Annotated in this window: 23 protein-coding genes and 1 other annotated feature; of the genes, 19 read left to right on the forward strand and 4 right to left on the reverse strand. The window is 56.5% G+C overall.

Annotated features, from left to right (window positions below; genetic code table 11):
* Nucleotides 1-125 precede the first annotated feature (125 nt).
* Entirely contained in the window at nucleotides 126-599 is a 474-nt protein-coding gene (creA, locus tag C2E16_RS03905; RefSeq protein WP_038628416.1) for a protein CreA, read from the forward strand.
* A gap of 36 nt (nucleotides 600-635) precedes the next feature.
* On the opposite strand, the gene arcA is transcribed toward creA, so the two are convergent.
* Nucleotides 636-1,352 (reverse strand): two-component system response regulator ArcA, encoded by a 717-nt coding sequence (gene arcA / locus C2E16_RS03910; protein WP_038628413.1) that lies wholly within the window; start codon nucleotides 1,350-1,352, stop codon nucleotides 636-638.
* A gap of 607 nt (nucleotides 1,353-1,959) precedes the next feature.
* Between arcA and C2E16_RS03915 the strand changes: the two genes are divergently transcribed.
* The 5 genes from C2E16_RS03915 to thrC all read left to right on the forward strand — a co-directional run bounded on the left by C2E16_RS03915 (nucleotide 1,960) and on the right by thrC (nucleotide 7,683).
* Complete coding sequence (locus C2E16_RS03915) at nucleotides 1,960-2,640, forward strand: tRNA/rRNA methyltransferase (protein ID WP_038628409.1); 681 nt, start codon at nucleotides 1,960-1,962, stop codon at nucleotides 2,638-2,640.
* Nucleotides 2,641-2,845: 205 nt separating this feature from the next.
* Entirely contained in the window at nucleotides 2,846-2,914 is a 69-nt protein-coding gene (thrL, locus tag C2E16_RS21345; RefSeq protein WP_071883749.1) for a thr operon leader peptide, read from the forward strand.
* Nucleotides 2,853-2,971: a sequence feature (Thr leader region), on the forward strand. (Overlaps the previous gene by 62 nt.)
* A 27-nt stretch (nucleotides 2,972-2,998) precedes the next feature.
* Nucleotides 2,999-5,461: a bifunctional aspartate kinase/homoserine dehydrogenase I gene (gene thrA / locus C2E16_RS03925; RefSeq protein ID WP_084970031.1), complete on the forward strand. Its 2,463-nt coding sequence runs from the start codon at nucleotides 2,999-3,001 to the stop codon at nucleotides 5,459-5,461.
* Between the two features lie 2 nt (nucleotides 5,462-5,463).
* Complete coding sequence (thrB, locus tag C2E16_RS03930) at nucleotides 5,464-6,393, forward strand: homoserine kinase (RefSeq protein WP_038628404.1); 930 nt, start codon at nucleotides 5,464-5,466, stop codon at nucleotides 6,391-6,393.
* 3 nt (nucleotides 6,394-6,396) lie between these two features.
* On the forward strand, nucleotides 6,397-7,683 hold the full coding sequence (thrC, locus tag C2E16_RS03935; protein WP_038628401.1) for a threonine synthase: 1,287 nt from the start codon (nucleotides 6,397-6,399) through the stop codon (nucleotides 7,681-7,683).
* 52 nt (nucleotides 7,684-7,735) lie between these two features.
* On the opposite strand, the gene yaaA is transcribed toward thrC, so the two are convergent.
* Nucleotides 7,736-8,512, reverse strand: coding sequence for a peroxide stress protein YaaA (gene yaaA / locus C2E16_RS03940; protein WP_038628399.1), 777 nt, complete (start codon nucleotides 8,510-8,512; stop codon nucleotides 7,736-7,738).
* A 208-nt stretch (nucleotides 8,513-8,720) separates the two neighbouring features.
* Here yaaA and tal point away from each other — a divergent pair, with 208 nt between their 5' ends.
* The 3 genes from tal to C2E16_RS03955 all read left to right on the forward strand — a co-directional run bounded on the left by tal (nucleotide 8,721) and on the right by C2E16_RS03955 (nucleotide 11,826).
* Complete coding sequence (tal, locus tag C2E16_RS03945; protein WP_038628396.1) at nucleotides 8,721-9,674, forward strand: transaldolase; 954 nt, start codon at nucleotides 8,721-8,723, stop codon at nucleotides 9,672-9,674.
* 134 nt (nucleotides 9,675-9,808) lie between these two features.
* Nucleotides 9,809-10,396, forward strand: coding sequence for a molybdopterin adenylyltransferase (gene mog / locus C2E16_RS03950; protein ID WP_038630126.1), 588 nt, complete (start codon nucleotides 9,809-9,811; stop codon nucleotides 10,394-10,396).
* 119 nt (nucleotides 10,397-10,515) lie between these two features.
* Complete coding sequence (locus C2E16_RS03955) at nucleotides 10,516-11,826, forward strand: MFS transporter (protein ID WP_174705311.1); 1,311 nt, start codon at nucleotides 10,516-10,518, stop codon at nucleotides 11,824-11,826.
* Between the two features lie 35 nt (nucleotides 11,827-11,861).
* On the opposite strand, the gene satP is transcribed toward C2E16_RS03955, so the two are convergent.
* Nucleotides 11,862-12,434, reverse strand: coding sequence for an acetate uptake transporter (gene satP, locus C2E16_RS03960; RefSeq protein ID WP_038628391.1), 573 nt, complete (start codon nucleotides 12,432-12,434; stop codon nucleotides 11,862-11,864).
* Nucleotides 12,435-12,737: 303 nt separating this feature from the next.
* On the opposite strand from satP, the gene dnaK reads away from it, so the two are divergent.
* From dnaK to C2E16_RS03985, 5 genes are all read left to right on the forward strand, one after another.
* Nucleotides 12,738-14,642 (forward strand): molecular chaperone DnaK, encoded by a 1,905-nt coding sequence (gene dnaK, locus C2E16_RS03965; RefSeq protein ID WP_038628388.1) that lies wholly within the window; start codon nucleotides 12,738-12,740, stop codon nucleotides 14,640-14,642.
* A 108-nt stretch (nucleotides 14,643-14,750) separates the two neighbouring features.
* Entirely contained in the window at nucleotides 14,751-15,890 is a 1,140-nt protein-coding gene (dnaJ, locus tag C2E16_RS03970; RefSeq protein ID WP_038628385.1) for a molecular chaperone DnaJ, read from the forward strand.
* 255 nt (nucleotides 15,891-16,145) lie between these two features.
* Nucleotides 16,146-17,297 carry a Na+/H+ antiporter NhaA gene (gene nhaA / locus C2E16_RS03975; RefSeq protein WP_038628382.1) on the forward strand — a complete coding sequence of 384 codons (1,152 nt, stop codon included), beginning with the start codon at nucleotides 16,146-16,148 and terminating at the stop codon, nucleotides 17,295-17,297.
* 60 nt (nucleotides 17,298-17,357) lie between these two features.
* Complete coding sequence (nhaR, locus tag C2E16_RS03980; protein ID WP_038628379.1) at nucleotides 17,358-18,248, forward strand: transcriptional activator NhaR; 891 nt, start codon at nucleotides 17,358-17,360, stop codon at nucleotides 18,246-18,248.
* 417 nt (nucleotides 18,249-18,665) lie between these two features.
* Nucleotides 18,666-19,910 carry a ferredoxin reductase domain-containing protein gene (locus C2E16_RS03985; protein ID WP_052133951.1) on the forward strand — a complete coding sequence of 415 codons (1,245 nt, stop codon included), beginning with the start codon at nucleotides 18,666-18,668 and terminating at the stop codon, nucleotides 19,908-19,910.
* A 72-nt stretch (nucleotides 19,911-19,982) separates the two neighbouring features.
* Here C2E16_RS03985 and rpsT read toward each other — a convergent pair whose 3' ends face one another.
* Nucleotides 19,983-20,246 (reverse strand): 30S ribosomal protein S20, encoded by a 264-nt coding sequence (rpsT, locus tag C2E16_RS03990; protein WP_038628374.1) that lies wholly within the window; start codon nucleotides 20,244-20,246, stop codon nucleotides 19,983-19,985.
* Nucleotides 20,247-20,563: 317 nt separating this feature from the next.
* Between rpsT and ribF the strand changes: the two genes are divergently transcribed.
* From ribF to ispH, 5 genes are read left to right on the forward strand one after another with little or no spacing between them, the layout of a single operon-like run.
* Nucleotides 20,564-21,502, forward strand: coding sequence for a bifunctional riboflavin kinase/FAD synthetase (gene ribF, locus C2E16_RS04000; protein ID WP_084970029.1), 939 nt, complete (start codon nucleotides 20,564-20,566; stop codon nucleotides 21,500-21,502).
* A 27-nt stretch (nucleotides 21,503-21,529) separates the two neighbouring features.
* Nucleotides 21,530-24,346, forward strand: coding sequence for an isoleucine--tRNA ligase (gene ileS / locus C2E16_RS04005; protein ID WP_084970028.1), 2,817 nt, complete (start codon nucleotides 21,530-21,532; stop codon nucleotides 24,344-24,346).
* Nucleotides 24,346-24,858: a signal peptidase II gene (gene lspA, locus C2E16_RS04010; protein ID WP_038628366.1), complete on the forward strand. Its 513-nt coding sequence runs from the start codon at nucleotides 24,346-24,348 to the stop codon at nucleotides 24,856-24,858. The genes ileS and lspA overlap by 1 nt, the downstream gene beginning before the upstream one ends.
* Entirely contained in the window at nucleotides 24,855-25,310 is a 456-nt protein-coding gene (gene fkpB, locus C2E16_RS04015) for an FKBP-type peptidyl-prolyl cis-trans isomerase (RefSeq protein WP_038628364.1), read from the forward strand. The genes lspA and fkpB overlap by 4 nt, the downstream gene beginning before the upstream one ends.
* Entirely contained in the window at nucleotides 25,307-26,260 is a 954-nt protein-coding gene (gene ispH, locus C2E16_RS04020; RefSeq protein ID WP_038628361.1) for a 4-hydroxy-3-methylbut-2-enyl diphosphate reductase, read from the forward strand. The genes fkpB and ispH overlap by 4 nt, the downstream gene beginning before the upstream one ends.
* Nucleotides 26,261-26,479 lie beyond the last annotated feature (219 nt).

Below are 26,479 nucleotides of genomic sequence, written 5' to 3' on the forward strand. Positions count from 1 at the left end.
ACGCCGAAGGTTTTACTTGTTAGATTGTGCTATATCCTTGCAAAGGGAGAGCGGGAAAATTAGCAGCGCTTATCCTTAGCGGAGCGTAATAGCTAACGAAACTAATAATATATAATGGTAACGGTATGATAATAAAAAAATTGTTAATAATTACAATGGCGACTTTGTTTACCGCCAGCGTCGGCGCTGAAGAGATCGGTTCGGTGGATACCGTCTTTAAGATGTTTGGCCCGGATCATAAGATCGTGGTTGAAGCGTTTGACGACCCGGATGTGCAAAACGTGACCTGCTATATCAGCCGGGCAAAGACGGGCGGGATTAAAGGCGGGCTGGGGCTGGCGGAAGATACTTCCGACGCGGCGATCTCCTGTCAGCAGGTGGGACCGGTTACGCTTAGCGACCGCATCGCGCAGGGAAAAGCGCAGGGCGAAACGGTGTTCCGCAAGCGAACCTCGCTGCTGTTTAAGAAGCTGCAGGTGGTGCGTTTTTATGACCAGAAACGCAATGCGCTGATCTATCTCTCATATTCGGATAAGGTGGTGGAAGGTTCGCCGAAGAATGCATTGAGCGCCGTGCCGATTATGCCGTGGGGACGCTAAAAGAAGAAACGGCGAGGAGACTCGCCGTTTGTTTGTTTATTCCTGCAGGTCGCCGCAGAACCGGTACCCTTCGCCATGAATAGTGGCGATAATTTCCGGCGTATCCGGCGTCGATTCGAAATGTTTGCGAATACGACGGATAGTCACGTCAACCGTACGATCGTGCGGCTTCAGCTCGCGGCCGGTCATTTTTTTCAGCAGGTCGGCGCGGGTTTGAATCTTGCCCGGGTTCTCGCAGAAGTGCAGCATGGCGCGGAACTCGCTGCGCGGCAGCTTATACTGCTCGCCGTTCGGGCTGATCAGAGAGCGGCTGTTGATGTCCAGCTCCCAGCCATTAAACTTATAGCTTTCGACCTGCTTGCGCTCTTCGCTGGTGGCGGAGAGGTTCATAGTGCGGGAAAGCAGATTGCGCGCGCGAATGGTTAATTCACGTGGGTTGAATGGCTTGGTGATATAGTCATCTGCGCCAATTTCCAGGCCAAGAATTTTATCCACTTCATTGTCGCGGCCGGTTAAAAACATCAGTGCGACATTTGCCTGTTCGCGTAGCTCACGCGCCAGTAACAGACCATTTTTACCTGGCAGATTAATGTCCATAATCACCAGATTAATATCGTTATCGGTCAATACCTGATGCATCTCTGCGCCATCCGTCGCTTCGAACACTTCGTAGCCTTCAGCTTCAAAGATGCTCTTTAGAGTGTTGCGCGTGACTAGTTCATCTTCAACGATAAGAATATGCGGGATCTGCATGAGTTCGCTACCTAAAATTTGCCAACAAAATCGGAAACAGGATGTACTGCGTTAACGCCGGAAATGATGTTTGCCGGATAACCGAAGTACAGAATTATGTTCTTGATGCACCATCCATCAACGTCAACAACATTGTCAGCTCAGCCATAAGGATGAATCCTGCATGCCCCGGCAGTGCCAAATGGCCGTTATCCTAACTGTATTAACAGCAACATAACAGCGCAGAGTACAACCGATAAGCATTAAAACAACGCTTCGTTGACTTATATCAAATCAAGTGTAGCACGTTAACACTTTTGTGAAAAATGCTCATCAGAATGCCAGCTTAGCTCACAATAATCAGGCTTTACCCCTGGTCTCAGCCTCCTGATAGTGTGCGAAAGTTTACTAAGTTAATTATTAAAATACAATTTTGATTTATAAGAACTTATTTATGATATTTCTTTGTTATTAATGTTTGTATGAGTTGAATTGTTTAAAGGCGTTAAAACCAAATTTTACTATCCTTCTGCGTAAAGTTACTTATTTGTTATGTGATTGATACTGTTATTTAACATGACGTCGTGTCAGAGTAACGGCTACGAGTTTGTTTACTTTCAGGGTTTATATGCGTTTTCCGCTTATTCTTGTTTCTCCCGCCCGTCCGGAAAATATCGGCGCCGCCGCGCGCGCGATGAAAACTATGGGTTTTTCTGAGTTGCGCATTGTGCAAAGCGATGCCTGGCGGCAGCCTGCGGCGCGCATTGTGGCGCATGGGGCAGGCGAGATTATTGATAATATTCAACATTACTCCTCGCTTTCCGCTGCGCTGGCGGATATCGATTTTTCCGTCGCCACTACCGCGCGCAGCCGTGCGAAATTCCGCTATTACGCCACGCCGCAGCAGGTAGAAACTATTCTGCGTGAAAAACAGCAGTGGGTGGGCAGCATGGCGCTGGTGTTTGGCCGGGAGGATAGCGGGCTGACCAACGACGAGCTGGCGCAGGTGGATCTGTTGACCGGCATTCCAATGGCGAACGACTATCCTTCGCTGAATCTGGGGCAGGCGGTAATGGTGTACTGCTATCAACTCTCTGCGTTGATGCAGGTAGCGCCTGCGGTGCCTGCGTTGGCGGACGGCCAGCAGCTGGACGCGCTGCGCCAGCGTGTGACGGCGTTGCTGGAGCGGCTGAATGTCGCCGACGATGAAAAACTGGCGGACTGGCTCCAGCAGCGCATCGGGCTACTGGAGCAGCGCGACAGCGCGATGCTCCACCGGTTGTTGCACGATATTGAAAAAAATCTTTAGCGGAAAATCTGGTCTGATCGCTGAAAGCTGGATAATGATGCCGGAATTAAGGGGCCAGATAATAGATTAGCCCGGCGGGAAGCGGAATTCGGCCTTTCCGCTGTTGTCCGTTTCGCCGTGGGTTGCCGATAAATCCATTGACTTCATTCGGCAATTGCTTTACTTCTGAAAAGCAGACAGACGCGAAACAGACAGACAAAATCACATGCGTACAAACAGCCTGAACACCATCATTATTACTACCACCATTACCACAGGTAACGGTGCGGGCTGACGCATACAGGAAAAAAGAGAAAAAGCCCGCACCTGACAAGGTGCGGGCTTTTTTTTCGGCTTAAATTCAGGAGATCTTTAAACGATGCGAGTGCTGAAATTCGGTGGAACCTCAGTGGCAAATGCGGAACGCTTTCTGCGTGTTGCCGACATACTTGAAAGCAACGCGCAACAGGGACAGGTGGCCACCGTACTCTCCGCGCCAGCTAAAATCACTAACCATCTGGTGGCCATGATTGAGAAAACCATCAGCGGTCAGGATGCCGCGCCGAATATCAGCGACGCCGAACAGATTTTTGCTTCGTTGCTACAGGGCCTACAGGCTGCGCAGCCGGGCTTCGCCTTGGAGAAGATGCAGGCGCTGGTCGATAAAGAGTTCGCGCAGCTGAAGCAGACGCTGCACGGCATTAGCCTGCTGGGGCAGTGTCCCGACAGCGTCAACGCGGCGATTATCTGTCGTGGCGAAAAGCTCTCTATCGCGATTATGGAAGCATTGCTGCAGGCGCGAGGCCATCGCGTCAGCGTTATCGATCCGGTCAGTATGCTGCTGGCGCACGGCCACTACCTGGAATCGACAGTCGATATCGCCGAATCTACGCGTCGCATCGCCGCCAGCCATATTGCGGCCGACAGCATGATCCTGATGGCGGGCTTTACCGCCGGTAACGAACGCGGCGAGCTGGTGGTGCTGGGGCGCAACGGCTCTGACTACTCCGCCGCCGTGCTGGCCGCCTGCCTGCGCGCCGACTGTTGTGAAATCTGGACCGACGTCGACGGCGTCTATACCTGCGATCCGCGTCAGGTGCCGGACGCCCGCCTGCTGAAATCGATGTCCTACCGGGAGGCGATGGAACTCTCCTACTTCGGGGCGAAAGTGCTGCATCCGCGCACCATCGCGCCAATCGCTCAGTTCCAGATCCCCTGCCTGATTAAAAATACCGCTAACCCGCAGGCGCCAGGCACGCTGATCGGCGGCGACGTCAGCGATGACGTCAATCCGGTGAAGGGCATTACCAACCTGAACAGCATGGCGATGTTCAACGTCTCCGGCCCCGGCATGAAGGGCATGATCGGCATGGCGGCGCGCGTCTTCGCCGCGATGTCGCGCGCCGGCATTTCCGTTGTGCTGATTACGCAGTCTTCTTCCGAATACAGCATCAGCTTCTGCGTGCCGCAGAACGAGCAGGCGCGCGCGCGCCGCGTGCTGGAAGATGAGTTTTATCTGGAGCTGAAAAACGGCCTGCTGGAGCCGCTGGATGTGATGGAGCAACTGGCTATCGTTTCCGTCGTCGGCGACAACATGCGCACCCAGCGCGGCATTTCCGCGAAATTCTTCGCGGCGCTGGCGCGCGCCAATATCAATATCGTCGCTATTGCCCAGGGCTCGTCAGAGCGCTCAATCTCCGTGGTGGTCAATAATGATGACGCCACCACCGCCGTGCGCGTGGTGCACCAGATGCTGTTTAACACCGATCAGGTGATTGAGGTCTTCGTGGTCGGCGTCGGCGGCGTCGGCGGCGCGCTGCTGGAGCAGCTGCACCGTCAGCAGGCGTGGCTAAAGAACAAGCATATCGATCTGCGCGTCTGCGGCATCGCCAATTCAAAAGCGCTGCTGACTAACGTGCACGGCATCGATCTCAGCAACTGGCAGGGCGCGTTGCGCGAAGCCAGCGAGCCGTTCAACGCTGAGCGTCTGATCCGGCTGGCTAAGGAGTATCATCTGCTGAACCCGGTGATCGTCGACTGTACCTCAAGCCAGGCGGTCGCCGATCAATATGCCGATTTCCTGGCGGAAGGCTTCCATATCGTCACGCCGAATAAAAAGGCCAACACTTCCTCCTGGAATTACTATCAGCAGCTGCGCGCGGCGGCGGCAAAGTCGCGACGCAAATTCCTCTACGACACCAATGTCGGCGCCGGTCTGCCGGTCATTGAAAACCTGCAAAATCTGCTCAATGCGGGCGATGAGCTAATCAGTTTCTCCGGGATTCTCTCTGGATCGCTTTCCTTTATTTTCGGTAAGCTGGATGAAGGGATGTCGCTGTCCGAGGCGACGAAGCTGGCGCGCGAGATGGGCTTTACCGAGCCGGATCCGCGCGACGATCTGTCGGGTATGGATGTGGCGCGCAAACTGCTGATTCTGGCGCGTGAGGCAGGCTATCAGCTGGAGCTGAGCGATATCGACATCGAAGCGCTGCTGCCGCCGGAATTTACCGCCATCGCCGACGTCGACGCCTTTATGCAGCGTCTGCCTGAGCTGGATGACGCTTTCGCCAGCCGGGTGCAGGCGGCGCGCGAGGCGGGCAAAGTGCTGCGCTTTGTCGGCGCGATAGAAGAGGGCGGGCGTTGCCGCGTGAAGATCGATGCGGTAGACGGCAACGATCCGCTGTATAAAGTGAAAAACGGCGAGAATGCGCTGGCGTTTTACAGTCGTTACTATCAGCCGATTCCGCTAGTGTTGCGCGGCTACGGCGCTGGCAATGACGTCACTGCCGCCGGGGTGTTCGCCGATCTGCTGCGCACGCTGTCATGGAAGTTAGGAGTTTAAACATGGTGAAAATTTACGCGCCGGCCTCAATCGGCAACGTCAGCGTCGGCTTTGACGTATTGGGCGCGGCGGTGTCGCCGGTGGACGGTTCGCTATTGGGCGACTGCGTCACCGTTGAAGCGGCGGAAACATTCAGCCTGGTGAATCAGGGGCGTTTTGTCAGCAAGCTGCCGACGAAGACGGAAGAGAATATCGTCTACCAGTGCTGGGCGCGCTTTTGCGAAGCGATCGGCAAAACCGTGCCGGTGCGCATGACGCTGGAAAAAAATATGCCGATAGGCTCCGGCCTCGGCTCCAGCGCCTGTTCCGTCGTCGCCGGTCTGATGGCAATGAACGAATTCTGCGGCAGGCCGCTGGATGATAACCAGCTCCTGACGCTAATGGGCGAGCTGGAAGGACGCATCTCCGGCAGCGTGCATTATGACAACGTGGCGCCCTGTTTCCTGGGCGGCCTGCAGCTAATGCTGGAAGAGAACGGCATTATCAGCCAGGCGGTGCCCTGTTTTGACGACTGGCTGTGGGTGATGGCCTATCCCGGTATTAAGGTCTCCACCGCAGAGGCGAGGGCGATCCTGCCGGCGCAGTATCGCAAAGAGGATTGTATTAAGCACGGGCGCTATCTGGCGGGCTTCATTCACGCCTGCCATACCGCGCAGCCGCAGCTGGCGGCGAAACTGATGCGCGATGTGATTGCTGAGCCATACCGTACTAAGCTGCTGCCGGGCTTCGCCGACGCGCGTCAGGCGGCGCAGGATATCGGCGCGCTGGCCTGCGGCATTTCCGGTTCAGGCCCGACGCTGTTCGCGGTTTGCGACAATATGGAAACAGCGCAGCGTATGGCGGACTGGTTGCAACAACACTATCTGCAAAATGATGAAGGCTTCGTCCATATATGCCGTGCCGACACGGCGGGCGCACGAAAACTGGGATAACGCATGAAACTCTACAATCTTAAGGATCACAACGAGCAGGTCAGTTTCGCACAGGCCGTCAAGCAGGGCCTGGGCAAGCAGCAGGGGCTGTTCTTTCCACTGGAGCTGCCGGAATTTGAGCTGACCGAAATCGATGCCATGCTGGAGATGGATTTCGTCACCCGCAGCAGCAAGATTCTTTCCGCTTATATCGGCGACGAAATCGCTGCGCATCAGCTGGCGGAGCGCGTAAAAGCGGCGTTCGCGTTTCCGGCGCCGGTGGCGCAGGTGACGGAAGATATCGCCTGCCTGGAGCTGTTCCACGGCCCGACGCTGGCGTTTAAAGATTTCGGCGGCCGCTTTATGGCGCAAATGCTTTCTTACATCAGCGGCACGGATGAGCAAATCACTATTCTCACCGCGACCTCCGGCGATACCGGCGCGGCGGTGGCCCACGCTTTCTACGGCATGGAAAACGTGCGCGTGGTCATCCTCTATCCGCAGGGCAAAATCAGCCCCTTGCAGGAGAAGCTGTTCTGTACGCTGGGCGGCAATATCCACACTATCGCTGTCGACGGTGATTTCGACGCCTGTCAGGCGCTGGTGAAGCAGGCGTTTGACGATGAAGCGCTGAAAAAAGCGATTGGCCTGAACTCGGCGAACTCCATCAACATCAGCCGCCTGCTGGCGCAGATCTGCTACTACTTCGAGGCGGTAGCGCAGCTGCCGCAGGAAAAGCGTAATCAGCTGGTGATCTCGGTGCCGAGCGGCAACTTCGGCGATTTAACGGCGGGCCTGCTGGCGAAATCGCTGGGGCTGCCGGTGAAACGCTTTATCGCCGCCACTAACCGCAACGACACCGTGCCGCGTTTTCTCGCCAGCGGCGCCTGGCAGCCGAACACCACTGTCGCCACGCTGTCGAACGCGATGGACGTCAGCCAGCCGAACAACTGGCCGCGCGTGGAGGAGCTGTTCCGCCGTAAAACCTGGCGCCTGACCGATCTCGGCTTCGGCGCGGTGGATGATGAGACGACCCGCAGCACCATGCGCGAGCTGGCGCAGCTGGGCTATATCTCTGAGCCGCATGCCGCTATCGCGTACCGCATGCTGCGCGATCAGCTGCAGCCGGGCGAGTTCGGCCTGTTCCTCGGCACCGCGCATCCGGCGAAGTTTAAGGAGAGCGTCGAGGAAATTCTGCAGCAGACGCTGCCGCTGCCGCCGGAACTGGCGGAGCGCGCCGAACTGCCGCTGCTCTCGCATGAGATGAAGCCTGACTTTACTGAGCTGCGCTTTTTCTTAACGCAGCTGTAAAAGGCAGCGATAAAAAAGCCGCCTTTCGGGGCGGCTTTTTGCTGCGTGGCGCTTACGCCTGTTCGTGGCGCTTAAACACCAGCTCGTCGCCGCGGCTGCTCGCCGCATCGAAGAAGTAGCCTTCCCGATCGAATTCGGTCAGCTGCTGCGCGTCGCTCAGACGATTTTCAATGATGTAGCGACACATCAGGCCGCGCGCCTTTTTGGCATAGAAGCTGATGACTTTGAATTTGCCGTTTTTCTCGTCAAGGAAAACCGGCTTGATAATCCGTCCGTTGATCTTTTTCGGCTGCACGGCGCGGAAGTATTCGTCCGAGGCGAGGTTAATCAGCAGATCGTCGCCCTGCGCCGCCAGCGCCGCGTTCAGCGTCTGCGTCAGGGTTTCGCCCCAGAAACTGTAAAGATCTTTTCCCGCCGGGTTTTCCAGCTTCGTTCCCATTTCCAGACGGTAAGGCTGCATCAGATCCAGCGGACGCAGCACGCCGTACAGTCCTGACAACATGCGTAAATGCTGCTGGGCGAAATCAAAATCCGCTTCGCTAAAACGCTCCGCCTGAAGGCCGGTATAAACATCGCCTTTGAAAGCCAGAATCGCCTGGCGCGCATTTTCCGGTGTGAACTGCGGATGCCAGTCGTTAAAACGTTCGGCGTTTAACAGCGCCAGTTTGTCGCTGATGCTCATCAGTGAGGCGAGAGCGGCGGGCGACAGCTGTCGCGCCACGGCGACCAGCTCCTGTGATTTTTCTAACAGCGCGGGCTGCGTATAGCGCTGCGTCGCAAGCGGCGTCGTGTAGTCAAGCGTCTTGGCTGGCGATATGACCATCAACATAGGGAATTCCTTAGCGTAACCCGCAGGTTCTGTTCTCTTTTCTCGGTTCTCGCCGCCGATGTTAGCAAAAAAGCGCTGCGCTCAGGCAAATCATTACTATCGGTCTGGCCTGTGCGATTTGCATCATCCGCGCATTGCGCGTCGGATTGCGCATGATATTATCGCAACAGACTTTACCCCTGACAGTGACATATCAAGAGAACCCATCATGACGGATAAACTTACTTCTTTACGTCAGCTGACGACTGTCGTTGCCGATACCGGCGATATCGCAGCGATGAAGCTGTACCAGCCGCAGGACGCTACCACGAACCCTTCTCTGATTCTTAACGCCGCACAAATCCCGGAATACCGCAAACTGATCGACGAAGCTATCAGCTGGGCGCGTCAGCAGAGCAGCAATAAAGAAGAACAAATTCAGTACGCCTCTGACAAGCTGGCGGTAAACATCGGTCTGGAAATTCTGAAACTGATCCCAGGCCGCATCTCTACCGAAGTTGACGCCCGTCTCTCTTACGATACCGAAGCAAGCATCGCTAAAGCGCGCAGCCTGATTAAACTCTACAACGATGCGGGTATCAGCAACGATCGCATCCTGATCAAGCTCGCCTCCACCTGGCAGGGCATTCGCGCCGCCGAGCAGCTGGAAAAAGAGGGCATCAACTGTAACCTGACGCTGCTGTTCTCCTTCGCTCAGGCGCGCGCCTGCGCCGAAGCGGGCGTTTACCTGATCTCTCCGTTCGTGGGCCGTATCTTGGACTGGTATAAAGCCAATACCGACAAGAAAGAGTACGCGCCGCATGAAGATCCGGGCGTGGTCTCCGTCAGCGAAATCTATGAGTACTACAAACAGCACGGCTATGAGACCGTGGTGATGGGCGCCAGCTTCCGCAACGTCGGCGAAATTCTGGAGCTGGCCGGCTGCGACCGCCTGACCATCTCTCCGTCTCTGCTGAAAGAGCTGGCCGAGACCGAAGGCAGCGTTGAGCGTAAACTCTCCTTCAGCGGCGAAGTGAAAGCGCGACCGGCGAAAATGACCGAAGCGGAATTCCTGTGGCAGCATAACCAGGATCCGATGGCGGTAGATAAGCTGGCGCAGGGCATCCGCAACTTTGCGGTTGACCAGGGCAAACTGGAAAAAATGATCGCAGATCTGCTGTAATCAGACGCTGCCGCAGTCGAAAAACCGGCTGCGGCAGCGCAGGACAGGCAACTTTTCTCTCCCTGTAGTATCCTTGGCGACAATCCCAAACCCTTACCGATCGCGCTGCGGCGGTACCTGTCATGACTAACATTATGAATACCTTACGCATTGGACTTATATCCGTTTCAGATCGCGCCGCTAACGGCATTTATCAGGATCAGGGCATTCCGGCGCTGGAAAGCTGGCTCTCTACCGCGCTGACTACGCCTTTTGTTATTGAAACGCGTCTTGTGCCCGATGAGCAGCCGCTGATCGAAGAAGCGCTTTGCGAGCTGGTGGATGAGCGTTTCTGTCATCTGGTATTGACCACCGGCGGCACCGGTCCGGCCCGTCGCGACGTGACGCCGGACGCCACGCTGGCCGTCGCCGATCGGGTGATGCCGGGATTCGGCGAGCAGATGCGTCAAATCAGCCTGCACTTTGTGCCAACGGCGATCCTGTCGCGTCAAACCGGCGTGATCCGCAAACAGTCGCTGATCCTGAATCTGCCGGGCCAGCCGAAATCGATCAAAGAGACGCTGGAAGGGCTGAAGGATGAACAAGGAAAAGTAGTGGTACAGGGCATTTTCGCCAGCGTGCCGTACTGCATTCAGCTGCTGGAAGGCCCGTATATTGAAACGGACCCGCAGGTGGTAGCAGCATTTCGTCCGAAAAGCGCCCGACGTGATACAAATACCTGAAAATCCGCTTTTTAAGGCATAAAATCCAGCGTCGCTGGTGTCGAGAAAAGTTGACGTTATAGTAACGGTTGTTTTACAGCCAAACGCCAACTTTTTTCAACCCTCTGGAAGCGCACGCAATGCTGGATCATCAACAGACCCGCCGGCTCAACCGGCAGGATTACAAGACGCTGTCGCTGGCTGCCCTCGGCGGCGCGCTTGAATTCTACGATTTTATTATCTTCGTTTTCTTCGCGGCGGTGATAGGCGAACTGTTCTTTCCGCCCGACATTCCCGACTGGCTGCGCCAGCTGCAAACTTTCGGCATTTTTGCCGCCGGTTATCTGGCGCGTCCGTTAGGCGGCATTGTAATGGCGCACTTTGGCGATCGGGTCGGAAGGAAAAAGATGTTCAGCCTGAGCATTCTGCTGATGGCGCTGCCGACGCTGGCGATAGGCATGCTGCCCGATTACCATGCTATTGGGATTGCTGCGCCATTGCTGCTTTTGCTGATGCGCATGTTGCAGGGCGCCGCCATTGGCGGCGAAGTGCCGGGCGCCTGGGTTTTTGTCGCGGAGCATGTGCCGGAAAAACGCATCGGTATCGCCTGCGGCACGCTGACCGCGGGTTTGACCGCCGGCATTCTGCTGGGATCGCTTGTCGCTACGTTGATTAACACCACACTTTCGCCTGCGACGCTCGTCGGCGGCGGCTGGCGTATTCCCTTCTTTTTAGGCGGCGTGTTTGGGCTGGTGGCGATGTATCTGCGCCGCTGGCTGCATGAAACACCGGTGTTTCAGCAGATGCAGGCGCGCAAGGCGCTCTCTGAGGCGCTGCCGCTGCGTCGCGTTTTACAGCATCACAAACGCGCTGTAGTTATTTCCATGCTGCTGACCTGGCTGCTTTCCGCCTGCATTGTGGTCGTGATTCTGATGGCGCCCGCGCTGATGCAAAAGCAGCATGGCCTCTCCGCCGCGCTCACGTTACAGGCTAACAGTCTGGCTACCGTGATGCTGCTGCTGGGCTGCATTATCTATGGGCTGCTGGCCGATCGCTTCGGCGCTGCGCGCACGCTGATTGGCGGCTCATTGCTGCTGGCATTATGCAGCTGGCTGTTCTTCACCAGCGCCGCCAGTTCCGTTACGGCGCTGTTTGTCACCTATGCGGCGGCGGGGCTGAGCGTTGGGGTTGTCGGCGTGGTGCCTTTCGTGATGGTGCGCGCGTTTCCGGCGGCGATACGTTTTAGCGGCATCTCTTTTTCCTACAATCTCTCTTACGCGATTTTCGGCGGCCTGACGCCGATTTGCGTCACTCTGATGATGACGTTGACGCCGCTGGCGCCCGCCTTGTATGTGTTGGCGCTCGCCATTATCGGCCTGCTGCTGGGCGTTTGGCTCAAACGCGATCGTGACGGCGCGCCGTTCGCCCAACGCGCCGATATCTGCGGTTAAAAAAAGCCCTGCCGTTCCGGGCAGGGCTTTTAGCCTTAGCAGGTTGCCGTCTCACCGATCGGCAGTACTTTACAACCCAGCTGCTCGTTGATGACTTCCGCCATCGCCAGATAAATGGCGCTGGCGCCGCACAAGATGCCTTCATAGCTCGCAAAGGTCAGCAGCGCTTTATTACCGGTAATATTGCCGATGGCCAGCAGCGCGAACAGCACAGTCAGGCTGGCGAAAACAAACTGCAATGCCCGGTTTGCGCGCAGCGTGCCGAAAAACATAAACAGCGTAAAAACACCCCATAGCGCCAGCCATACGCCAAGGAAAACGGCGCTGGTCGGTTCCGCCAGTCCCATGGCCGGCAGCAGCAGGACGCCGACCAGACTCAGCCAGAAGCAGCCGTAAGAGGTAAAGGCCGTGAGGCCGAAGGTATTGCCCTTTTTATATTCCAGCAGGCCTGCGAAAATCTGCGCCAACCCGCCAAAAAACAGTCCCATGCTGATAATGACGGAAGTCAGGGGAAAAAAGCCCGCATTGTGCAAATTCAGCAGGACGGTGGTCATCCCGAATCCCATCAGGCCGAGTGGGCCAGGATTTGCCAGTTTATTGTTATGCATAAATCCTCTGCATTTAAAAAATGTAAAGTCATTGAATAGATAAGCAGTAAAGACCGGCCGTCCTGGCCAGTACGCGCGGCATCATAATGAGCAGCCGTCCGGCAAACGTTGATCTGAAGAGTGGTAAAACCGAATTTTTTTTCTTCTGGCCCTTGATGCCGTCAGGGATGGCCCCATCTTATTTGGCATCCGAGGTTATGTACCCGGAAAAAAAGCGCGGCGCCGGGAGTTGAAACGGCAAAAACCGCCCGCATTAAGTGTGCATAACCTGATTTGCAATGAATTCAAGTGGGAGACGTTTAGATGGGTAAGATTATTGGTATTGACCTTGGTACAACCAACTCATGTGTTGCCATTATGGACGGCACCAAAGCGCGCGTGCTGGAGAATGCCGAAGGCGACCGCACCACGCCGTCAATTATCGCGTATACACAGGATGGTGAAACGCTGGTTGGTCAGCCTGCTAAACGTCAGGCTGTGACGAACCCGCAGAATACCCTGTTTGCGATCAAACGTCTGATTGGTCGTCGTTTCCAGGACGAAGAAGTACAGCGTGATATTAAAATCATGCCTTACAAAATCACTCAGTCCGACAACGGCGATGCATGGCTTGACGTGAAAGGCCAGAAAATGGCGCCGCCGCAGATTTCTGCGGAAGTGCTGAAAAAAATGAAGAAAACGGCTGAAGATTACCTGGGCGAACCGGTAACGGAAGCGGTTATTACTGTACCAGCCTACTTCAACGATGCTCAGCGTCAGGCGACCAAAGACGCCGGCCGTATCGCAGGTCTGGAAGTAAAACGCATCATTAACGAACCGACTGCTGCTGCGCTGGCTTACGGCCTGGACAAAGGGCAGGGCAACCGTACTATCGCGGTCTATGACCTGGGCGGCGGTACCTTCGATATCTCTATCATCGAAATCGATGAAGTGGACGGCGAAAAAACCTTTGAAGTTCTGGCGACCAACGGTGATACCCACCTGGGCGGCGAAGACTTCGACAGCCGTCTGATTAACTATCTGGTGGCTGAATTTAAGAAAGATCAGGGCATCGATCTGCACAACGATCCGCTGGCGATGCAGCGTCTGAAAGAGGCGGCTGAAAAGGCGAAAATCGAGCTTTCTTCCGCTCAGCAGACCGACGTTAACCTGCCGTACATCACGGCGGACGCCACCGGCCCGAAACACCTGAACATCAAAGTGACCCGTGCGAAACTGGAATCGCTGGTGGAAGATCTGGTTGCCCGTTCTATCGAGCCGCTGAAAGTCGCGCTGCAGGACGCTGGCCTCTCCGTGTCTGACATCAACGACGTTATTCTGGTCGGCGGTCAGACCCGTATGCCGATGGTGCAGGCGAAAGTTGCTGAATTCTTCGGTAAAGAGCCGCGTAAAGACGTTAACCCTGACGAAGCGGTAGCCGTGGGCGCTGCGGTACAGGGCGGCGTGCTGGCGGGCGACGTGAAAGACGTACTGCTGCTGGACGTGACCCCGCTGTCGCTGGGTATCGAAACCATGGGCGGCGTGATGACGTCGCTGATTGCGAAAAACACCACCATCCCTACCAAGCACAGCCAGGTGTTCTCTACCGCTGAAGACAACCAGTCTGCGGTAACCATCCATGTGCTGCAGGGCGAGCGTAAACGCGCAGCGGATAACAAATCGCTGGGTCAATTTAATCTGGACGGCATTCAACCGGCGCCGCGCGGCATGCCGCAGATCGAAGTCACCTTCGATATCGACGCCGACGGTATCCTGCATGTTTCCGCGAAGGATAAAAACTCAGGCAAAGAGCAGAAGATCACCATCAAGGCCTCTTCTGGTCTGAATGAGGATGAAATTCAGAAAATGGTGCGCGACGCGGAAGCGAACGCGGAAGCCGACCGTAAATTCGAAGAGCTGGTGCAGGCGCGCAACCAGGGCGACCAGATTGCCCACAGCACCCGTAAGCAGCTGGACGAAGCGGGCGACAAGATCTCCGCCGAGGATAAAGCGCCGATCGAATCCGCGCTAAACGATCTGAACACCGCGCTGAAAGGCGAAGACAAAGCGGACATCGAAGCGAAAATCCAGGCGCTGGTGCAGGTTTCCGGCAAGCTGATGGAGTTCGCTCAGCAGCAGGGCCAGCCGGCTGACGCCGCTGACGCTTCTGCTAAAAAAGAAGATGACGTTGTCGACGCTGAATTCGAAGAAGTGAAAGACAAAAAATAATTGCCCCTGACCGGGCGCGGCGGTTGCCCTGACAACCGCTGGTAACCAGCACGGGCGTAGGAGTTTCTCCACGCCCGTGCACGCATGTTAAGGGCAGGAAAGATAACAATGGCGAAAACAGACTATTACGAGATTTTAGGCGTCCCGAAGTCTGCGGAAGAGCGTGAAATCAAAAAGGCCTATAAACGCCTGGCGATGAAGTACCATCCTGACCGCAATCCGGGCGACAAGGAAGCCGAAGCCAAATTTAAAGAAGTCAAAGAGGCTTATGAAGTCCTGACCGATGCGCAGAAACGCGCCGCGTACGATCAGTACGGCCATGCGGCCTTTGAACAGGGCGGCATGGGCGGCGGTGGTTTTGGCGGCGGCTTCGGCGGCGGCGCGGACTTCAGCGATATCTTTGGCGACGTCTTTGGCGACATCTTTGGCGGCGGCCGTCGGCAGCGCGCGGCCCGTGGCGCCGATTTACGCTACAACATGGAGCTGACGCTGGAAGAAGCGGTCCGCGGCGTGACCAAAGAGATCCGTATCCCTACGCTGCAGGAATGTGACGTTTGCCACGGCAGCGGCGCGAAATCCGGCACGCAGCCGCAGACCTGTCCGACCTGTCACGGTGCGGGCCAGGTGCAGATGCGTCAGGGCTTTTTCACCGTACAGCAGGCGTGCCCCAGCTGTCATGGTCGCGGCTCTATCATTAAAGATCCCTGCAACGCCTGTCATGGACATGGCCGCGTAGAAAAATCGAAAACGCTGTCGGTGAAAATTCCGGCTGGCGTGGATACCGGCGACCGTATTCGCCTGAGCGGCGAAGGCGAAGCGGGCGAGCATGGCGCGCCGGCGGGCGATCTTTATGTTCAGGTCTCGGTGAAAAAACACCCGATCTTCGAGCGTGAAGACAATAACCTCTATTGCGAAGTGCCGATCAACTTTGCGATGGCGGCGCTCGGCGGCGAAATCGAAGTCCCGACGCTGGATGGCCGCGTGAAGCTGAAAGTGCCGGCGGAAACGCAGACTGGTAAGCTGTTCCGCATGCGTGGCAAAGGGGTTAAATCGGTGCGCGGCGGTAATCAGGGCGACCTGCTGTGCCGCGTAGTGGTGGAAACCCCGGTCAGCCTGAGCGAAAAACAGAAATCGCTGCTGCGTGAGCTTGAAGAGAGCTTTGGCGGACCAAGCGGTGAGAAAAACAGCCCGCGCTCGAAAAGCTTTTTCGACGGCGTGAAAAAATTCTTCGACGATTTGACGCGTTAATCGCATCGCCTCCAGACGCCCCGTCCAGGGGCGTTTTTTTATCTTCCGTTTCTCCTCTGTTCCTCTTCCATCCCTGCATATCTTTCACGCTTTACTATGATTCAGCGCTGGCCCATATCTTTGCACCACGGCGCCGTAACAAGCGAATAGTTCGTTTTTACCGAGCAATAACCGCAAAATAACCTGTTATTGCCGAATCATTAAAAGACGTATGCTTAGCAGCAAAAGCAATCGTATCGGGATGAGGAGATCGGGATGGTTAAGCGTTTTTTTGCCAATGAGGCGTCGGGCGGCATTGTGCTGATCGTGGCGGCGGCGTTAGCGATGCTGCTGGCGAATATGGATGCGACCCAACATTTTTACGCCTCGCTGCTGGCGATGCCGGTAGAGCTTCGTTTTGGCGATCTGCATATCAATAAGGATATGCTGCTGTGGATCAACGATGCGCTGATGGCGGTTTTCTTTCTGTCGATCGGGCTGGAGGTGAAGCGGGAGATGGTTTCTGGTGCGCTCGCCAGCCGTGAAAAAGCGATATTTCCGCTGATCGCCGCGCTTGGCGGCATGGTGGCGCCTGGGGTGATCTTCCTGCTGTTTAACGGCGGCGATGAGGCGACGCGCAGCGGCTGGGCGATTCCCACCGCTACCGATATCGCCTTCGCGCTCGGCGTGCTGGCGCTGCTGGGTAGCCGGGTGCCGGCGGTGCTGAAAATCTTCCTGATGGCGCTGGCGATTATCGACGACCTGGGGGCGATAGTGATCATTGCGCTGTTCTACACCAGCGATCTTTCTCTGCTCTCGCTGTCCGTGGCTGGCGCAGCTATCGTGGCGCTGGCGCTGCTGAACTACTTTGACGTGCGACGCACCTCGGTATATATGGTGGTGGGCGCGGTGCTGTGGGTAGCGGTGCTGAAGTCAGGCGTACATGCGACGCTGGCGGGCGTGATTATCGGCTTTTTTATTCCCCTGGCGGAAAAAGAGGGGAAATCGCCGGCGCGCGTGTTGGAGCATGGACTGCATCCCTGGGTCACCTGGCTGATTCTGCCGCTGTTCGCCTTTGCCAACGCGGGCGTCGCGCTGGATGGCGTATCGGCGAGCGATATCTTCTCGCTGCTGCCGCTGGGCATTATTCTTGGTCTGTTTATCGGCAAGCCGCTGGGCATTACGCTTTTCTGCTGGCTGGGTATTCGCCTGGGCATCGCGAAACTGCCGCAGGGAAGCTCGCTGCGCGATATCGCCGCCATCGGCGTGCTGTGCGGCATCGGCTTTACCATGTCGATTTTTATCGCCTCGCTGGCCTACGGCGATCTGAGCGCTGAGCTGATCGTGTTGGCGAAGCTGGGGATCCTGAGCGGTTCGTTGATCTCGGCGGTAGTAGGGTATCTGCTGCTGCGTAACAGATTGCGTTAAGCGCATAGCTGGCAGGCCGCAGGGAAGGATGATGCTGAGGCTTAGCACAAGGAGTCATTGATGTCGCAGATTAACTATAACCACCTCTACTATTTCTGGCAGGTTTGCAAGCAGGGTTCGATTGTCAGCGCGGCGGAGACGCTTTTTCTCACGCCGCAGACTATCACCGGCCAGATTAAGGCGCTTGAGGAACGGTTGCAGGGCAAGCTGTTCAGGCGACAGGGCAGGGGTATTGTGCCGACTGAGTTAGGGCAGCTGGTGTTCCGCTACGCCGATCGCATGTTTACGCTCAGCCAGGAGATGATGGACATCGTGAACTACCGCAAGGAGTCCAACCTGCTGTTTGATGTCGGCGTGGCGGACGCGCTGTCGAAGCGGCTGGTGAGTAAAGTGCTGGAAACGGCGGTACAGGATGATGAACGCATCCATTTACGCTGTTTCGAATCGACCCATGAAATGCTGCTGGAACAGCTTAGCCAGCATAAGCTCGATATGATCCTGTCCGACTGTCCGGTAGATTCTACCCAGCAGGAGGGGCTGTTCTCCGTTAAGCTGGGCGAATGCGGCGTCAGCTTCTGGTGCACGCCGCCGCTGCCGCAGCGGCCGTTTCCCGCCTGTCTTGAGGAGCGGCGCCTGTTGATCCCCGGACGGCGCTCTATGCTGGGCCGTCAGCTGCAGCGCTGGCTGAGCGCGCAGGCGCTGCAGGTAGAGATTCTCGGCGAGTTTGACGATGCGGCGCTGATGAAAGCCTTCGGCGCCGCTAATCATGCCATTTTTGTCGCGCCCACGCTTTACGGTCAGGATATTTATCACGACAGCGACATTCAGGAGGTGGGAAGGCTGGAAGAGGTGATGGAAGAATACTATGTGATTTTCGCCGAACGCATGATCCAGCATCCAGCCGTGCAGCGTATTTGCAATCATGATTTTTCCGCATTATTTTGCGGTTGATAACGAATTATCATTTAGCGGGATCTCTTTTCCGCGCGGCCTTTATTTTCTTTATTACAGCAGGTGGAAAAACAGATTGTTTCGCTACGACTTTCGATCCACCTGTTAACAGAGTTTTTGCAGTTTTGTCTGGTTTCCTTCATCCATTGGCAATTAGGCAAAATTCTCATTTTTTCAATATTCATTTACTGCCATTTTACCTTTCTTTACGCTACGCCCTGATAACCCACAACCTTGAGGACCCCATACCTCCCCGGCGCGCTGACGGCGGTGTTATGACGTCCATCCAACGGACGGAATAAGGTCATCTCAGGAGCAAATATGCAAAACGAAAAGAATAAAACGGCGTCTGTTTTAAACGTTCCCCACCCGGGATTAACACGGCAATTTTCTTTCCCCGCACTGTCTCATTATCAAATGCTGTTTATTACGGTCAGCATGATCAATTTATCGATAATGAGCTGGGCATTCGCCAGCGGCAGCTGGTGGAACGAGAACCATATTTCCACAGGCAACTTCGGCAATATGGTGATCGCTAATCTTTGCGTTACGGTGCTTATTCGTCAGCAATATCTGATTAACGGACTGTTTCAGCTGGTCTGGCGGGTGCCGACGCACTGGCCGCTGGCGCTGCGTCGGCATCTGGCAAACGTCTATCAGTTTGGCGGGCTGCACTCCGGCTGCGCCACCTTTAGCTGCATCTGGCTGCTGCTGTTTACCCTGGCGGCGTTTTATCAGCAGCGGGCGCAGGGCGGCCTGTCAACGGAGCTGCTGACGATTAACGCGCTGCTGGTGATAATGCTCACTCTGATCTGCCTCACCGCGTTGCCGCAGGTAAGGCGGCGCTATCATAACCTGTTCGAGCATATGCACCGTTACGTCGGCTGGGGCTCGCTGGCATGCTCCTGGCTGCAGGTGCTGTGGTTTATTCGCGACAGCCACCATGGAGAATGGCGCTGGCATCACGTCAGTCACGCGTTCGCCTTCTGGGGACTGCTGACCATTACCTGCAGCATCATCCTGCCCTGGCTGCGTCTGCGACGCGTGCCGGTGAAAGTGACGCGGCCTTCCTCGCACGCCGTCATTATTGAGTTTGCGCTACCGCACGATCCCTTCCCGGGATCGACGCTGCCCATCAGCCTCGATCCGCTGACGGAATGGCATGCGTTCGCTAATATTCCGCTGGTGACTCGACCGGGCTGCCGGATGCTGATCTCGCGCGCCGGCGACTGGACCGGACGCTTTATTGATAACCCGCCTTCGCACGTCTGGTTTAAGGGCATTCCTACCCCTGGCGTCGGCAGCATGAACAAAATTTTCAACTCGGTGGTTTACGTGGCGACCGGCAGCGGCATTGGCCCGTTGTTGCCGCATCTGGTGAACAATCCGCGGCCCTGCAAACTCATCTGGTCAACGCGCAATCCAATCGTGACCTACGGCGAAGCTTTCGTGAATGAGATTATCGCGGCGCATCCCGGCGTGCTGATTTGGGATACCGACGCCCACGGCAAGCCCGACCTGCTTTCGCTGGCCTGTCAAAAGGTGAAGGAGATCGATGCGGAGGCGGTGATTTGTATCGCTAACCGGCCGCTGACCGACTATGTGGTGGAAGGGTGCGAAGCGCAGGGGATTGCGGCCTACGGCGCCATTTGGGATTCGTGATTCGCCTGAATCGCAGACAAAAAAAAACCGGCCAGATGGCCGGTTCTTTCAAAGCTGATTAACAAGCGGCGATTAAGCCAGTTTGTTGATCTGTGCAGTCAGGTTTGCTTTATGACGTGCAGCTTTGTTCTTGTGGATCAGACCTTTAGCAGCCTGACGGTCCACGATCGGTTGCATTTCGTTAAATGCTTTCTGTGCAGCTTCTTTGTCGCCAGCTTCAACTGCTGCGTATACTTTCTTGATGAAAGTACGCATCATGGAACGACGGCTTGCGTTATGCTTGCGACGTTTCTCAGATGTTACGGCGCGTTTCTTAGCTGATTTGATATTAGCCAAGGTCCAACTCCCAAATATGTTCTATACGGACAAATCAAAGGCCGAGGACTATGCCTTTTACGCCTTATTTTGTCAATGGATTTGTGCAAATAAGCGCCGTTTTACAAACAACGCCCGGTTACGTAATTGATGGCGCAAGATTCTACCAGTTTCCCTTCGCTGAATACAGTATTTCGCAAGAAAAAAAGCGCTATTCCCGGCGCTCAGGCTCTGCGGCAAGGAAATCGTCGCCAGAACGACGGAAAGGCGCCGCGACGGGTTAACCTTGGCGGTTGTACAAGGTATAATCCGCTGATTTCCACCAACTTGAGTCAGCCATGAAGTTTATACGCGGCATTCACAATCTTCGGACGCAGCATCGCGGCTGTGTGCTGACTATCGGCAATTTCGATGGCGTGCATCGTGGCCATCAGGCGCTGCTGGCTCGCCTGCGCGAAGAGGGACAGCGTCGCGGCCTGCCCGTGATGGTTATGCTGTTCGAGCCGCAGCCGCTTGAGCTGTTCGCAGCCGATAAAGCGCCGGCGCGCCTGACGCGTCTGCGTGATAAACTGAAATACTTGGCGCAGGAGGGCGTCGACGCCGTGCTGTGCGTACGCTTCGACCGCCGTTTCGCCGCGGTTAGCGCGCAAAGCTTCGTGAACGATCTGCTGGTCGATAAGCTGGGCGTACAGTTTCTCGCCGTTGGTGATGATTTCCGTTTCGGCGCTGGTCGCGAAGGGGATTTCCTGTTATTACAGAAGGCGGGCGCGGAGTATGGCTTTGACGTCATCAGCACCCAAACCTTCAGTGAAGGCGGCAGACGCATCAGCAGCACGGCGATTCGCCAGGCGCTGGCGGAAGATAATCTGACGCTGGCCGAGGCGCTTCTGGGGCACCCGTTCGCCCTGTCGGGCCGTGTTGTGCATGGCGATGCCCTGGGCCGCACCATCGGTTTCCCTACGGCGAATATTCTGCTGCGGCGCATTGTTTCGCCGGTAAAGGGCGTTTATGCCGTAGAAGTCCACGGCTTAAGCGAACATCCCCTGCCTGGCGTGGCGAACATCGGAACGCGGCCAACGGTCGCCGGCCTGCGTCAGCAGCTGGAGGTGCATCTGCTGGATACGGCGATGAATATGTACGGACGCCATATCGACGTGGTGCTGCGCCAAAAAATACGTAACGAGCAGCGTTTTCCATCCCTGGATGCGCTTAAAGAGCAAATTGCTAAAGATGTGGTGACGGCCCGCGCATTCTTCGGGCTTAAAACACCGGTGTAACAACCGAAACACGGAATCGAGAATCTGATGAGTGACTATAAATCTACCCTGAATTTGCCGGAAACGGGGTTCCCGATGCGTGGCGATCTCGCCAAACGCGAACCGGGTATGCTGCAACGCTGGTATGATGACAATCTGTACGGCATCATCCGCGAAGCCAAAAAAGGGAAAAAAACCTTTATTCTGCACGATGGCCCTCCCTATGCGAACGGCAGCATTCACATTGGTCACTCAGTCAATAAGATTCTGAAAGACATTATTATCAAATCCAAAGGTCTGTCGGGCTTCGACTCGCCGTACGTGCCGGGCTGGGACTGTCACGGTCTGCCGATCGAACATAAGGTCGAGCAAATGATCGGCAAGCCGGGCGAGAAAGTCAGCGCCGCCGAATTCCGCGAAGCCTGCCGTAAATATGCGGCTGAGCAGGTCGCCGGCCAGAAAACCGACTTTATACGTCTTGGCGTGCTGGGCGACTGGGAACATCCTTATCTCACGATGAACTTCCAGACGGAAGCCAACATCATCCGTGCGCTGGCGAAAATCATCGGCAACGGCCACCTGCATAAAGGCGCGAAGCCGGTGCACTGGTGTCTCGACTGCCGTTCCGCGCTGGCGGAAGCGGAAGTGGAATACTATGACAAAACGTCGCCGTCTATCGACGTGATGTTCAACGCCACCGACGCCGCCGCGGTCGCCGCGAAATTCGGCGCGAGCAGCGTACAAGGCCCGATTTCGCTGGTGATCTGGACCACCACGCCGTGGACCATGCCGGCCAACCGCGCCATCTCGCTGCACCCAGAGTTCGAATATCAGCTGGTGCAGATCGAAGGCCGCGCGCTGATCCTGGCGAAAGACCTGGTGGAAAGCGTGATGAAGCGCGCTGGCGTCAGCGAATGGACGGTATTAGGCAGCACGACCGGCGCGACGCTGGAGCTGATGCGTTTCCAGCACCCGTTCCTCGCTTTTGACGTGCCGGTCGTACTGGGCGAACACGTCACGCTGGATGCCGGTACCGGCGCGGTGCATACGGCGCCGGGCCACGGCCCGGATGACTATGTGATCGGTCAGAAATATGGTCTGGAAACCGCTAATCCGGTAGGGCCGGACGGCTGCTATCTGCCAGGCACCTACCCTGAACTGGACGGCGTGAACGTTTTCAAAGCCAACGATATGATCGTCGAGCTGCTGCGCAGCAAAGCGGCGCTGCTGCACGTTGAAAAGCTGCATCACAGCTATCCGCACTGCTGGCGGCATAAAACGCCGATCATCTTCCGCGCGACGCCGCAATGGTTCGTCAGCATGGATCAGAAAGGGCTGCGCGCGCAGTCGTTGAAAGAGATCAAAGGCGTGCAGTGGATCCCGGACTGGGGTCAGGCGCGCATCGAATCGATGGTGGAAAACCGTCCTGACTGGTGTATCTCTCGCCAGCGCACCTGGGGCGTGCCGATGGCGCTGTTCGTGCATAACGAAACCGAACAGCTCCACCCGGATACCCTGACGCTGATGGAAAAAGTGGCGAAGCGCGTTGAGCAGGACGGCATTCAGGCGTGGTGGGATCTCGATCCGCGCGATCTGATGGGCGACGATGCCGATCATTATCGCAAGGTGCCGGATACGCTGGACGTCTGGTTCGACTCTGGATCGACGCACGCGTCGGTGGTCGACGTGCGCCCGGAATTCCACGGCCACAGCGCCGATATCTATCTGGAAGGTTCGGATCAGCACCGCGGCTGGTTCATGTCCTCACTGATGATTTCCACGGCGATGAAAGGCAAAGCGCCTTACCGTCAGGTGCTGACGCACGGCTTCACCGTCGACGGCCAGGGCCGCAAGATGTCCAAATCGTTGGGCAACACCGTCAGCCCGCAGGATGTGATGAACAAGCTGGGCGCGGATATTCTGCGTCTGTGGGTCGCCTCGACCGACTACTCCGGCGAAATGGCCGTATCGGACGAGATCCTGAAGCGCTCTGCCGACGCCTACCGTCGTATCCGCAACACCGCGCGTTTCCTGTTGGCCAACCTGAACGGCTTTAACCCGGAAACCGATCTGGTGAAGCCGGAAGAGATGGTGGTGCTGGATCGCTGGGCCGTGGGCCGCGCGCAGGCGGCGCAGGCGGACATCATCAACTCTTACGAAAACTATGATTTCCATGAAGTGGTGCAGCGCCTGATGCAGTTCTGCTCGGTGGAGATGGGGTCGTTCTACCTCGACATCATCAAAGACCGTCAGTACACCGCGAAAAGCGACAGCGTGGCGCGTCGCAGCTGCCAGAGCGCGCTCTGGTATATCGCCGAGGCGCTGGTGCGCTGGATGGCGCCGATCATGTCCTTTACCGCCGACGAAATCTGGAGCTACCTGCCGGGCAAACGCGCGCAGTATGTCTTCACCGAAGAGTGGTACGACGGCCTGTTCGGTCTGGCGGACAATGAGTCGCTGAACGACAGCTACTGGGCTGAGCTGCTGAAAGTGCGCGGCGAAGTCAACAAGGTGATCGAGCAGGCGCGCGGCGACAAGCGCATCGGCGGCTCGCTGGAAGCGACGGTCACGCTGTATGCCGACGCCGCGCTGGCCGAAAAGCTGACCGCGCTGGGCAACGAGCTGCGCTTCGTGCTGCTGACTTCCGGCGCGCAGGTGGCGGACTACGCGCTGGCGCCTGAAGAAGCGCAGCAGAGCGAGACGTTAAAAGGTCTGAAAATTGCGCTGCATAAAGCGGAAGGGGAGAAATGCCCGCGCTGCTGGCATTACACTACCGATATTGGCCTGGACGCCGCGCACCCGGATATTTGCGGACGCTGCGTCACTAACGTCGCCGGTAATGGCGAAGAGCGTAAGTTTGCCTGATGCGTAAATCACTTTCTGCAACCGGACTGCGCTGGCTCTGGCTGGTGCTGGTGGTTATCGCCGTCGATTTCGCCAGTAAGCAATGGGTATTGGATAACCTTGCGCTGCACGAAACGATGCCGGTAATGCCGTTTTTTAATCTGTTTCATGCTCATAACTACGGGGCGGCGTTTAGCTTCCTCGCGGATAAGGGCGGCTGGCAACGTTGGTTCTTCGCCGGCATCGCTATCGCTATCGTTGTGGCGCTGCTGGTGATGATGTATCGCACAGCGGCCAGCCAGAAACTTAACAATATCGCCTACGCGCTGATTATCGGCGGCGCGCTGGGCAACCTGTTTGATCGCGCCTGGCACGGCTTTGTCGTCGATTTCATCGACTTCTATATTGGCGGGTGGCATTTCGCCACCTTCAATATTGCCGACTGCGGCATCTGCGTCGGCGCCGCGCTGATCGTGCTGGAGGGCTTTTTTACCCCTTCCGGCAAACAGGCGAAGCAAAAGGGCAAGGCATGACCGACTCTGTACAGCGCGATAGCGCGGTGCTGCTGCACTTCACGTTAAAGCTGGAAGATGGTTCGACGGCGGAATCGACGCGCGCCAACGGCAAACCGGCGCTGTTTCGCCTTGGCGACGGCAGCCTCTCTGACGCGCTGGAAACGGCGCTGCTCGGACTGCGCGTCGGCGAGAAAAAAGCGTTTACGCTGGAGCCGGAAGCGGCGTTCGGCAGCGTCAGCCCCGATCTGATTCAGTACTTCTCACGACGCGATTTTATTCAGACGGGCGAGCCGGAAGTCGGCGCCATCATGCTGTTTACCGGTATGGACGGCAGTGAAATGCCGGGCGTTATCCGCGAAATCGCGGGTGACTCGATTACCGTTGACTTTAACCATCCGTTAGCCGGTCGCACCGTTCACTTCGATGTCGAGGTGCTGGAGATCGACCCGGCGCTGGAGAGTGACGCATGAAAATCCTGTTAGCGAATCCGCGCGGCTTTTGCGCCGGCGTCGATCGCGCCATCAGTATCGTAGAACGCGCGCTGGAGATGTACGGCGCGCCAATCTACGTGCGTCATGAGGTGGTGCATAACCGCTACGTGGTGAACAGCCTGCGCGAACGCGGCGCCATTTTTATCGAGGAGATCGCAGAGGTGCCGGACGGTGCCATTCTGATCTTCTCGGCGCACGGCGTGTCACAGGCGGTGCGCGCGGAAGCGAAAGCGCGCCAGCTGACGATGCTGTTCGACGCCACCTGTCCGCTGGTGACTAAAGTGCATATGGAAGTAGCGCGCGCCAGTCGCAAGGGCACCGAAGCGATCCTGATTGGTCACGCTGGCCACCCGGAAGTGGAAGGCACCATGGGGCAGTACAGCAATCCGGCGGGCGGCATGTATCTGGTGGAATCGCCGGAAGATGTCTTTACGCTGCAGGTGAAGAATGAAAACAACCTGTGCTTTATGACGCAAACCACGCTGTCGGTTGATGATACATCAGCCGTTATTGATGCGCTGCGCCAGCGTTTCCCGCAGATAGTCGGGCCGCGTAAGGATGATATCTGTTATGCCACGACTAATCGCCAGGAAGCGGTGCGTAGCCTGGCCGCAGAGGCAGATGTGGTATTAGTGGTGGGGTCGAAAAACTCCTCTAACTCTAACCGCCTGGCTGAGCTGGCGCAGCGCGCCGGCAAGCGCGCGCAGCTGATCGATTCCGCAGAGGATATTCAGGAAAGCTGGCTGGACGGCATTGATTGCGTCGGGGTTACCGCAGGCGCCTCCGCGCCCGATATCCTGGTGCAGGAAGTGATCCAGCGGCTGCGGCAGTTTGGCGGCCAGGAGGTGATCGAGCTAAGCGGCCGTGAAGAAAACATCGTTTTCGAAGTGCCGAAAGAGCTGCGTCTCGAAGCGCGCCAGGTCGATTAATTCTCTTAGCCCGGAACGGTTTCACCTTCCGGGCTTTCTTTATGCGCTTTTCTATTCCCCAGCTTCTTTTCCCGCTCAGCTGCTTGCCCCGACGGCATCAGCGATCTGTCCTGTTGATTTCACTCGCTAATAACGTCCGAATGCTGGCGCAAATTTCTTATTATCGCCGCGCAGCACTGGTAGAGTCTCTCATCGGAGATTAACCTGTTTGGCTGAGTA

It is taken from the genome of Mixta calida (assembly GCF_002953215.1).
Classification (GTDB): Bacteria; Pseudomonadota; Gammaproteobacteria; order Enterobacterales; family Enterobacteriaceae; genus Mixta; species Mixta calida.